Here is an 11,425-nt window from a genome sequence, read left to right as displayed (position 1 = left end):
TATCGCACTTCCAGTACTCAAAATTGCACTTCCAGTACTCAAAATTGCACTTCCAGTACTCAAAATCGCACTTCTAGTACTCAAAATCGCACTTCTAGTACTCAAAATTGCACTTCCAGTACTCAAAATCGCACTTCTAGTACTCAAAATCGCACTTCTAGTACTCAAAATCGCACTTCTAGTACTCAAAATTGCACTTCTAGTACTCAAAATTGCACTTCTAGTACTCAAAATTGCACTTCTAGTACTCAAAATTGCACTTCTAGTACTCAAAATTGCACTTCTAGTACTCAAAATTGCACTTCCAGTACTCAAAATTGCACTTCCAGTACTCAAAATTGCACTTCCAGTACTCAAAATTGCACTTCTAGTACTCAAAATCGCACTTCCAGTACTCAAAATCGCACTTCCAGTACTCAAAATCGCACTTCCAGTACTCAAAATCGCACTTCCAGTACTCAAAACCGCACTTCCAGTACTCAAAACCGCACTTCTAGTACTCAAAATCGCACTTCCAGTACTCAAAATCGCACTTCTAGTACTCAAAACCGCACTTCCAGTACTCAAAACCGCACTTCCAGTACTCAAAACCGCACTTCCAGTACTCAAAACCGCACTTCCAGTACTCAAAACCGCACTTCCAGTACTCAAAACCGCACTTCCAGTACTCAAAACCGCACTTCTAGTACTCAAAACCGCACTTCTAGTACTCAAAACCGCACTTCTAGTACTCAAAACCGCACTTCCAGTACTCAAAACCGCACTTCCAGTACTCAAAACCGCACTTCCAGTACTCAAAATCGCACTTCCAGTACTCAAAATCGCACTCAATTGCTCTGTTAACGAGGGAAAAACGTCTTTTACGTACTTTTCTATCCTTCAAGGGCCAAAGGTCGTGCTCTAAAGGGGTTACTACACATTAGATAAAACAGATTTTATGAAAAAAAGCCTGCACAACAAGTAGAGGTGTACAGGCTTTTTTTAAGTTTTATGCTGTTAAAGCGTAACGAACATCTAAAAATAAGTTTAGTTGTTTTCTTTTTTGGGAGATTTATTTTTTTTATTCATCTTACTGTAATAGTCACTGGTAAAAACAGCTTTCCTCTCAGGGTTATCAAAGTACACTGAGTCAAACCACAACGCGATTTCATCTTTAGCCTGCCTGCAAAGCATAATTATCTTATTGCGGTATACAATATCCTTATGCTTTTTATATCGGGAAGCTTCTGCTTTGTTGAGTGTCCTTTTCATTTCATTTGCCCACCTGTTTTTAGCGCTCAGATAGGTTTTATCAATTGTTACATCACCTATAGTTACCGGAGATTTGTTTTCGGTAGCGGTCATTAGTAGTTCCGTGAGCGATAAAATATCCTGGACACAATCCATATTGGAGTACCCTGACGTTATCTCCTTAATAACTTTAGCATAGATTTTATCTGTTTGGGTAACAGCTTTGGTTGCCGCGAGCATGCGGCCGCGCTCGGTTAACACCTCTTTTTTCTTCTCTTTCCACATTTTCATCGCGTTGGAAATATTGTTTCTGTTAACTACCACATCCGAAATGGACTTGAATAGTTCACTGTGTAGCTGAGAGAATTCAAGAAATTGCGACCACGGAAACCCTGTTTTAACCCACGCTTCACGATCTGCTTCCATATAGGTGAGCCACTTGCCAACCTCTTTGACAAAGATCGTGGGAGGCATGTGCTGTTTAACAACCTGGCTATCGGGAATCGCATCAGCTTTTTGTTTAATAATCGACGACACCCCTGGTCTTTTGGGCTTTGAGTTTCGCCGTCGTGCTGAAGCGTTTGGTGCTTTGATTGGTGGCATTGCTTACTCCGGCAAAGATGTGATAAGGTTTTTACCGTGCTACTGTTTCATCTATCGAAAGTTCTGCTACCCCTATAAAATATTTATATCAAACAATAAAGTAAAGTTACTCTTTTTCAAAACAGGATAAGTTGCTCGGGGGTGAGTCGATTTTTAGAAGGGGATAAAGTAGTGGAGGTTTTTGGTAAGGGAGAGAGGTTCGTGATATTCTTACAAAAAGACCCACGTTTCTCAAAATTTTGGGATTAAATGTTTCCCAAAGGGACCTGAAGAAAAGGATCAGAGTGAAAAGTAGTTCACTTATGTATAGTGTAAGCGTTTGGGGTGTTTGGGAATAATATGTGAAATAATATAAGAAAATCGTTATTTCAGTACGATAAAAAACTCCTAGCTTCTCTATCATGAGTTAAAACACCCGGATATAAATGGAATGGCCTTTCAGGACTCTTATTTCATTAAAGTTCGAATAAGTGTGTGTAAAAAAAAGGAGTATGGTACATTACTATAAAAAAATGTTATCCCTTCCGTGATTATATTGCCGAAGGGGGGGAATCCAAACGGAACTATGCACTCTTGAAGGTCGCCCAAGGTTTCGTAGCTACTGCTTAGGTGATCTTAGGCCCATAAACCTTTTATTCCAAAAGCCAAAATCCCTCTCAGACATAAGAAATCCTCATGTCAGAGCGTAAATGTATTATATTATCGCAGATATCTTTATTATACTAAACCGCTTACCACCAGGAGTTACAACATGAGACGATATTTACTGTTTTTTCTCTGCCCACTTGTTTTCTTTAGCACCTCCTGTGAACAACCTGAAGACCCCATTGAACGTGCCTCACTTGATTTATACCTGTATGATGAAGATAGCCGAATCATTGCCGGTGAACCGTTTGATCTTGTTCTGGAGCTGGTTGGTGGTAATTACATAGAGAAAATCACTGTAGAGTTTGGTGACTCAAGAACTAAAAAAAGTATCGATTCGCTTAGTACTGATGCCTGGGAGGGGAAGTTACCGCTAACCCTTACCTACGATTCTGCCCAAACCTATGAACTCTTTATAACTGTTGATTTTATTCGGAATGTGCAAAGAGAGGCAGAGCTTGAGTTAAAAGTTTATCCTGGCTACAGTGTTATATACAACAGCTCCAACCACGATTCCGGTGATATACCAAACGATACAATGTTCTACCAAACCGACGAGAATGCAACTGTACTTGGTAATACCGGAGAACTCACAAGAGACGGTTTTGAGTTTATAGGATGGAGCATTGATCACGGCTCCACTTCTGAGATATTTATAGCAGGAGACGCTCTCACCGTTCCCAACGAAAACATAATTCTCCATGCCCGGTGGACTGAGGAAAGCGACACCGACAGCTTTACAGTAACATTTGACCTTAACTACGATTCGGTAGTCACCACACAGAGTGTTACTGCGGGAACGCTTTTAGAAAAGCCAACTGAGCCCCAAAAAAGAGAGGGCTATACTTTTGATGGTTGGTACAGTGATCAGAATATGGATGAGAAGTGGGATTTTGAAGAAGGGGTGATAACCAGTGATACTACCCTTTTTGCCTACTGGAATGTTGTTACCTACGAAATCTCTTACACCCTTAACGGCGGAAGCAACCACGACGATAATCCAAACTCCTACACTATAGAATCTGAAGCTATATCATTAAATAACGCATCAAGAGAGGGTTTTAGTTTTCTTGGATGGTTTGTGGATTCGGTAAGGATATCACAGATAGAGAGCGGTACAATGGGCGATCTGACTTTAGAGGCAAAGTGGACAGAAGACCCGGTATTTTTTATTGCCTATCATGGAAACGGCAATACCGGCGGCAGCGCTCCCGACACAGCTTTTTATGAAGAGAGGGCAGAGGTTACAGTAGCCGGAGCAGGTAGCCTTACCCGCACGGGGCATCATTTCATGGGATGGAATACCGATCCGAATGGAGAGGGTAACTCCTTTGATCCCAATGACACATTTGAGATGGGAGCTGATAACCTCACGTTGCATGCTCAGTGGAAGCTAAATGTGTACACTGTTTCTTTTGATAGCAATGGTGGTTCAGAAGTAGACTCACAAAGAGTTAAGTATGGAGAGAGTGTAGAAGAGCCAGAAGTGCCGCAGAGGGAAGGCTACCGTTTTAGAGGATGGTACAGAGATAGAAGCTTAAGCATACCATTTGACTTTCAGGGGGTTTTAATTGAGAACGACCGTACCATTTATGCAAAATGGACGTTGGTTGAATACACTATTACCTTTGTTAGCAACGGCGGTGCTGAAATTAATCCCATAACTCAGGATTTTGGCACGGTAGTAAACGCGCCAGAGAAACCAGAGCGTACTGGATATTCCTTTGATGGCTGGGAGCCTGAGCTCCCTGATACTATGCCGGCTGAGAATAAAACGCATACCGCACAGTGGAGTGCAAACGAAAACACTATAACGTTCGATGCTAATGAGGGAAGCGGCTCAATGGATCCTCAGACTATACCCACCGACCAAACAGCACCTCTTGACTCAAATCAATTTAGCCGTACCGGTCACACTTTTGATGGTTGGAATACCGAATCTGATGGCAGCGGTGATTCGTATGAAAATGAAGCTGAGTTTATCATGGGAGCAGAGGATGTAACTCTCTATGCCCAGTGGAATATAAACCAGTACACGATCACTTTTGACAGTGACGGTGGCACTGAAATCGATCCAATAACTCAGGACTTTGGCACTGCGATAACCACGCCTGAGGCTCCGGAGCGTACTGGATATTCCTTTGATGGTTGGGAGCCTGAGCTTCCTGCTACTATGCATGATGAAAATAGCACGCATACCGCGCAGTGGAGTGCAAACGAAAACATCATAACATTCGATGCTAATGAGGGAAGCGGCTCAATGGAACCGCAGATTATTGCCACCGACCAAACAGCACCCCTCAGCTCAAACCAGCTTGGCCGTACAGGGCACTCATTTAATAGTTGGAATACCGAACCTGGTGGCAGCGGTGATTCTTATGCCGATGAGGCTGAGTTTACCATGGGAGCAGAGGATGTAACTCTCTATGCCCAGTGGAATATAAACCAGTACACGATCACTTTTGACACTAAGGGTGGCACTGAAATCGATCCAATAACTCAGAACTTTGGCACGAATATAAGCATACCGGATGAGCCCACCCGTGATGGATATACCTTTGATGGCTGGGAACCAGAGCTTCCCACAACCATGCCTGCCATGAACCGTACGCTTACAGCACTGTGGGATAGTACCGCTATGGTACTTGTCTTTGACACAAAACATTCAGAAGGAACAACCATAGCTCTTCCCCTGTATGGAGATGTGGATGTTGTAGTTGATTGGGGTGATGGCAATAGAGATACTATTCGCAGTGAGGGCGATCATGCACACACGTATAGCGAAGAGGGTGAATACGAGGTATTGATTACTGGTAAACTTACTCAGTATGGTAAGGGACGTAGTTGGGGTGATACAATTACCGGTTATAGTAAATTACGTAAGGTTAGTAGCTTTGGTGATCTTGGTATTAAATCTTTGGAAGGAGCATTCTGGTATGCAGAAAACCTGCAAAATGTGCCAGATAGCATACCACAAAGCGTTACTAACATGAGCTATATGTTTAACGGTGCCTTATCGTTTAACCATGATATTGGTGGTTGGGATGTGGCAAACGTGACAAATATGTATGGTATGTTTAGTTTTGCCGAAACATTTAATCAGGACATCGGTGGTTGGAATGTCTCAAATGTAACTAATATGAGCATAATGTTTGCTAATGCAAATTCTTTTAATCAGGACATCGGTGGTTGGGATTTGGCAAATGTGACCAGTACGTATTGGATGTTTTTAAATGCAGAATCTTTTGATCAGGATATCAGCTTGTGGGATGTTTCAAATGTAACTAATATGCAACGGATGTTTGATGGGGCTACATCCTTTAACCAGAACATTGGCAGTTGGGATGTTTCAAATGTTGTGGATATGGCATATATGTTTAATTTAGCTACTTCCTTTAATGGTGATATAACTAATTGGGATGTAAGCAGTGTATCTGATATGTTTAGTATGTTTAGAGGTGCTGAATCTTTTGACCAGAACATTGGGTCTTGGAATGTGACAAAAGTGGAAAATGCAGGTATGATGTTTGGTGGAGTAAACCTATCTTTAGAAAATTATGACGCTCTACTCATTGGGTGGGCCGAACAAGAACTTCAGCAAAATGTTTATTTAAGTGCTGGAGATAATCGGTACTCTCAATATGCAGCAGATGCAAGGGATTATCTCATAAATAACTTTGGGTGGAGAATCGAGGATGGTGGGTTAACTTATAAATGACTCTTTATTTGTAAGAAGGCGGGAAAGCCTGCAGAGGTGTCCGGTCGTCCCTTTTGTAGCCTGCGAGGGCTAAGTCACTATCAGTAGGCAAGAATGAGATGGCATTTGTTCCGGTTTCTATCAGTAGTTCTAGACCTGGGATTCTCCCCTCTATTTTCGGGTGCAACCAGGAACTATCTCGCCCTTTTGGCTCCTGGGTCATTTTGGGAACCACACACGGGGACTTCGCCAGTAGACTGGTGTATCCCGCTGATCTTTTTGAGCGCCCTTTGGGCGCTTAGGAGGGAATTCAATCTGAATGAAAGATGGAGAAACATCTTGTAGTTCTCATATTTTACAAATTTCACATTCCAATCGGGAGTATTTAGATTTAAGGAAAATGCTTATACCTAAGTATGCTTGTAGGGGATTTCTTAATCAAAAAGTAAAAGAATGTTGTTCTTGTCTCTGAAATAAATCATATTATTTAGTGCGGTGCATTTTAAATGAGCACCTTCACCTCTCCCTGATTAGGAGTAATTGCGTCATGGCCTATGAAACATATATGCGTATTCGCCTTATACATGATGCAATTACCGGTCCTTATACTTTTGCAGGTAAAGAAGGACTTTTCAAGGTACATACTTACAATCAGATCATTGGTGCAAAAGAAACAATGCAATCCTTTGGCAATTCAAACTGGGTTACACACCATGGTACGGTACATGTTTCCATGGATGTTAATAACCTTATGCTGCAGTTGTTACCGACTATTTGCCCTACACAACATTTTTCTCAGACTGCCATAAGGCGTGTGGTACTATACTTCCCTGAGCTACAGGAAGGTGGTAATATAGAGATTATTGGGCAACGGTTTTTGCTTGAACCTGTAAAACTTGAATATGTACGAATGATGATGCCAAATATAAAAGACCGTAAACACGATCACTTTGGGCATGAACTTTACCTGGGGTTTAGATATAAACACATTACGGTGACGCGGCCTGTAGGTAACATTGAGGCGGGGCCGTATCTTTCGTATCAATTTTACGATGAAAGTGATTGTATGTACAGTCCCGAGGAGATCGAAGAACTTGAAGTACTATTAAGAGAAGGACCCCATGTTGCAGCTGCTCAGGAGAGCGCAGCTTGCAGGGGTAACAGCAAAGTTGAACAGCAATCAAAATCTGATGCAGGTGTGGAAGATGTTACTATTTTCTTCAGGGATGAGGAGGGGTGTCCATTTAATTTAACTTTGGAGGTTTCAGAAGTTGAAAAATCTGAAGCGAAAAGGGGTAAAGCTGTATTAAAAAGGAATTGTGGGAAAGTTGGCTTGTCTTTTAACAGAAATGCATCGAATCATCAACCTGATAACACGGGGACTTTTGCATAGATTATGAATTGCGATAGAGACTTTACAATATTTCTTGGGCAATCTACCTGGCAACCACCTCAGGAGCCTGGAAATTATGACGTACTTTTTATCTCTCAGCCCCAGGAGGTACAAATAACACAATATGATGAAACTGATTCATCAACACCATTTACTGTTTATTGTCGTGAGTGTGAAGAGATGAGACCCATTTTCGATGCAGAAAACGATATCGTAGTGGATAGTATTCGGTTGAAGCAGTATGAATCTGCAAATTTCTCTATTATAAGACCGCTTCAGTATGATACTGTTTACCTTGATTTACACTGGGAACAAAACAGATTACCTGTAATGCTTCCCCGCGACTTTTTTTCTCCTCACGAGCCAATTGAGATACTATTTGGGAATCGGGTATTTCCTCAGATTGGGGGTACACCTGGCATTGAGGTCGACCCGTTCGACGAGGTAGAGCCGGAAGATCTTGAAAATAGCATGGCTATGACCGAAGTACCAGCTAGTATAATTGAAGAGGAGGGGTTATCTGAAGGCGCATATACACTTGAATCAATATATGATAAAGAAGCATTTATAAGATCCCTCTGTAATAACCTTTTGGGTGGTGGTATTGGTGGAGCGGTAAATAATTTCGATCTTTTGAGGGACTTTTTTCCGGGGCAAGAGTTTTATATCAAACCGTACAATGGTAAATACTTTGTGATATTTAAGGGTTTGAGTGGCACCCGTGCAACGTTTCGGGGCACCCGGTATGCACTGCAGAACCCCAGAGTGATGGCGTTGAGCGCAGTCCAAAGTCCTACAGCCGGAGCGACGGCTGCGGCAAGGGGGCTTAGCCCGGCACTCAGGGGGAATGTCCTTACGGTAGTTGTAATTGGTGTGGTTGATCTCGTTGCCTGGCACCAGGGTATGTTATCCGATGACGGGAGGTTTATTTCTGATTTAATAGTAGAATTTGGAATGAACGTATCAAAAGCTGCTATAAGCGCTGTCGTGGCGGGGTTTGTTGTGGGTTTTGGGTGTATGCTTTTGGGTGTGACTGCTGCACCTGTTTTTGCCATAGTGGCAGCGGGTTTAGTTATCACCGTTGTTGTTGGAATTACTCTTGACTACCTTGATGAGACCCTTGGGGTTTCCAGTGCTTTAAGGAACCAAGGCAGAAAAGCAGAAAGGGCACTTACAAGATTTATCAATGAAAGATTTGTTGAGCCAATTGGTAGAAATTATTACCAACTTGAACGCCATATCAGGATGATTTACATGCAGTATTATAATTTCCCATTTCGAAGATAAGTATGATGATTAAAGAAAAAAAACGTCCGTATTCGATAATCGGTTACAGTGTTTTTACCATAATACCATTGTTGTCTGTAGCGTTATGGGTCTTTGGGGGTGTAGCCTTTCTGCCTTATTATTTAGTAACAGGTCTAATAGCATCAACCATTGCTTTCTTTTTTTTACAATTAAAACAAAACAGGTTGTTTTGGCATTTTCTCGCTCCTTGCTTAACCTATTTTTTCACTATGGGCTCTGGTTTGGCAATGATTACAGGTGCATTGCTTGCATTGGCTCTTGGAAACACCGCATCGGCTGATATAATTATGGCCTTAACCTTATTGTTTTTCATTTGCTACAGTTTCTTTCCCCTGAAGTATTATTATGATGACTATCATTTTACAGAAAAGGATAGGCTAAAATGCTTTGATTTTAGAAATGGAACTTATTTTATGTCACAGCAAACAATAATTGACAATAAGGGTTTGGTAAGGTCTGGTGCATTTGCAGATTATTATTCAAAATCATTTCTTTCAAAAGCACACCATGGTGTTATTGGACTTAATATACTGTTTCCTATAGGTGGTGGTGCAATTGCAATAATTGCAGGCAGGATTTCAAAAAATTTTCAATTGGGAATAGGGGTTTTTGCCGCCTTTCTTTCGACTGTTATGTTTATCCAGTTCGGTATTGCAGGTGTTTTTAATGCTTGGCAAGTTCGTCAGCTTGAAAAAAAGCACGGTAAGAAAATCCATATCATCTGGGGTGATGAGAAGGAGTAAGTTCAATCATCCGGAAACTCATCCGTACTGGCTTCAATTCCAACCATATTTCCAGCATTCGCTACCGTAGCAATTTCGATACTGTTTCCGCCAACAGCATGGTGAAACACCGCTTTAAAAGGTACCCGACCTTTAGTTTTTACAAGTGTTGCGATAATGATGCAAATGACCGTTCCCGATTCTGTCCGGTACTGCCAGTTTGAGTATCTTACCTTACTAATTCGGGGTTCAAAATAAAGGATCATTTTTGTAAGCTCCTCTTCAAGGCCCTTGCGATTACTTTTGAGCATTGTGTTAATTTCAATGCCGTCTTGCACCCCCATGGCAGGATTATGGGGATACGCACCTTTACGAAGCCTAAAGAGTCGTGAGAGATTGGATTCAATAGATTTTATATATCGGTACTTATCAGATATGGCTCTAATGGGTGTACCGTCTCCAAATTCCCCTGTAAGATTATCGAAGAGGGATGCAGGCATACGATTGTTACCACCTGTAATATTATAACTACGATAATAAAAAACATGGCATTGTCTTTACCTATCATTGCACATTAAAGGATGCCATGATAGTGTAAATACTAAACAGCTCATTAGTAAGCAAGGAAAATTTGAAAAATTCCATACTGTCAGCAGTGACTCTCAAAAGAAACTGGTGTTATCCCGCTTTCACTTATCCAAATTAGATAGTATATTACTGTCATCCGTTCACAAAATCTATGTAAACCATACACAAGGATACCGGCCATGAAACTTTTCCTCGTAAAAATGAGTGTTTTGGCATGCATTGTTGCTCTCCCTTTGGTGTTTACCGGTTGTAGCCGTACAATTACTTTGGACTTTAGAAGGTATGTAGTTGAGGGTGAGACGGGTGATGTTACCTATTATGTTGGCTATAACGATGAAACCAACTATGAAAGGGTACTGCTTTTTATCAGAGGCTCGGGAATGTTTCCCGCTTCTAAAGATTTCGGTATGGGCGCTGAAGCATCACTGTTTGGATATCAGATTGTCTATCCGCAAAAATCAGATGTATTTGATGAACAGGAGTACTTTATCACCAATAATCGCTATCAGAGACTTCATGATCTAAACACAGTAATAGATGATCTTTTAGAGCGTGGTATCAAAGAAATTCTTATTATGGCCGATTCTGAAGGGACAATGCTTGCTCCGCAGATCGCGGCCGAGCGTGGGGCGCTTATAACAGGATATGTTGCAATGGCCGGGAGCGTAAGCACGTTTGAAGAGGATCTGCTCTTTTCTGTTGAGCATGCCATCGGACGCTCTCAGCAGTGGGGAATTGAAAGTGCTGAAGAGCTCAGGTCACGTATCGAAACCATATATGCTGACCCGGATAATGTTACAAAAGAGTTTCTTGGTCACAGTTACCGGTTCTGGAGTTCCTACTTACGATATAATCCCGCACAAGATCTAAAGAAAGTCAAATCACCGATTCTCTACATTAATGGTGAGCTTGATGAACTCGATTTAGCTACGCAGCTAGAGATAATCGAAGATTTGCAAAGCAGTGGTGTACAGATAGACAATATCGTGTACAGTGGGGTTGGACATAAGGTGGGATTAGAAAAAGGACGACAGATGTATAAGGATATTTTTGCCTGGGCAAAAGAACATGGGTTGATAGAGTAGGGGTATGAAAAATTGCCATCATACTAATCATTGTCACTTGTGGGCTGTTTGTTTGTCAGGTTGTTGATTACTGTTTGGGGTAAACATATTCAAAGGGAGAAGGGAAATGAAACGTACTGGATTTATTCTACCATGTCTGATAGTTAGTGTTTTT

The 11,425-nt window shown here is 41.5% G+C and carries 8 protein-coding genes; 6 read left to right on the top strand and 2 right to left on the bottom strand.

What is annotated here, in order from left to right; translation table 11 throughout:
- A partial coding sequence (locus QA601_18350; protein ID MDG5817065.1) for a hypothetical protein occupies nucleotides 1-904 on the top strand: 904 nt, incomplete at its 5' end.
- Nucleotides 905-1,026: 122 nt separating this feature from the next.
- On the opposite strand, the gene QA601_18345 is transcribed toward QA601_18350, so the two are convergent.
- Nucleotides 1,027-1,833 (bottom strand): hypothetical protein, encoded by an 807-nt coding sequence (locus QA601_18345; GenBank protein ID MDG5817064.1) that lies wholly within the window; start codon nucleotides 1,831-1,833, stop codon nucleotides 1,027-1,029.
- A 751-nt stretch (nucleotides 1,834-2,584) separates the two neighbouring features.
- On the opposite strand from QA601_18345, the gene QA601_18340 reads away from it, so the two are divergent.
- The 4 genes from QA601_18340 (at nucleotide 2,585) to QA601_18325 (ending at nucleotide 9,619) form a co-directional block, all read left to right on the top strand.
- On the top strand, nucleotides 2,585-6,196 hold the full coding sequence (locus QA601_18340) for an InlB B-repeat-containing protein (protein ID MDG5817063.1): 3,612 nt from the start codon (nucleotides 2,585-2,587) through the stop codon (nucleotides 6,194-6,196).
- A gap of 526 nt (nucleotides 6,197-6,722) precedes the next feature.
- Entirely contained in the window at nucleotides 6,723-7,568 is an 846-nt protein-coding gene (locus QA601_18335) for a hypothetical protein (GenBank protein MDG5817062.1), read from the top strand.
- A gap of 3 nt (nucleotides 7,569-7,571) precedes the next feature.
- Nucleotides 7,572-8,855 carry a hypothetical protein gene (locus tag QA601_18330; GenBank protein ID MDG5817061.1) on the top strand — a complete coding sequence of 428 codons (1,284 nt, stop codon included), beginning with the start codon at nucleotides 7,572-7,574 and terminating at the stop codon, nucleotides 8,853-8,855.
- A 5-nt stretch (nucleotides 8,856-8,860) separates the two neighbouring features.
- Nucleotides 8,861-9,619 carry a hypothetical protein gene (locus QA601_18325; protein ID MDG5817060.1) on the top strand — a complete coding sequence of 253 codons (759 nt, stop codon included), beginning with the start codon at nucleotides 8,861-8,863 and terminating at the stop codon, nucleotides 9,617-9,619.
- A gap of 2 nt (nucleotides 9,620-9,621) precedes the next feature.
- Here QA601_18325 and QA601_18320 read toward each other — a convergent pair whose 3' ends face one another.
- The gene (locus tag QA601_18320) at nucleotides 9,622-10,098 is read right to left on the bottom strand and encodes a GPW/gp25 family protein (GenBank protein MDG5817059.1); all 477 of its coding nucleotides are present in this window, start codon (nucleotides 10,096-10,098) and stop codon (nucleotides 9,622-9,624) included.
- Nucleotides 10,099-10,365: 267 nt separating this feature from the next.
- Between QA601_18320 and QA601_18315 the strand changes: the two genes are divergently transcribed.
- Entirely contained in the window at nucleotides 10,366-11,271 is a 906-nt protein-coding gene (locus QA601_18315) for a prolyl oligopeptidase family serine peptidase (protein MDG5817058.1), read from the top strand.
- Nucleotides 11,272-11,425 lie beyond the last annotated feature (154 nt).

The organism is Chitinispirillales bacterium ANBcel5 (assembly GCA_029688955.1).
Lineage (GTDB): Bacteria > Fibrobacterota > Chitinivibrionia > Chitinivibrionales > Chitinispirillaceae > Cellulosispirillum > Cellulosispirillum alkaliphilum.
Note: the sequence above shows the minus strand (reverse complement) of the source record. Positions and strands in the feature narration are given on the sequence as shown.

Coding starts and splice junctions, on each gene's coding strand:
- QA601_18330 (MDG5817061.1), top strand. CDS start 7,572: ATGAATTGCGATAGAGACTTTACAATATTTCTTGGGCAATCTACCTGG.
- QA601_18320 (MDG5817059.1), bottom strand. CDS start 10,098: ATGCCTGCATCCCTCTTCGATAATCTTACAGGGGAATTTGGAGACGGT.
- QA601_18315 (MDG5817058.1), top strand. CDS start 10,366: ATGAAACTTTTCCTCGTAAAAATGAGTGTTTTGGCATGCATTGTTGCT.
- QA601_18335 (MDG5817062.1), top strand. CDS start 6,723: ATGGCCTATGAAACATATATGCGTATTCGCCTTATACATGATGCAATT.
- QA601_18340 (MDG5817063.1), top strand. CDS start 2,585: ATGAGACGATATTTACTGTTTTTTCTCTGCCCACTTGTTTTCTTTAGC.
- QA601_18345 (MDG5817064.1), bottom strand. CDS start 1,833: ATGCCACCAATCAAAGCACCAAACGCTTCAGCACGACGGCGAAACTCA.
- QA601_18325 (MDG5817060.1), top strand. CDS start 8,861: ATGATTAAAGAAAAAAAACGTCCGTATTCGATAATCGGTTACAGTGTT.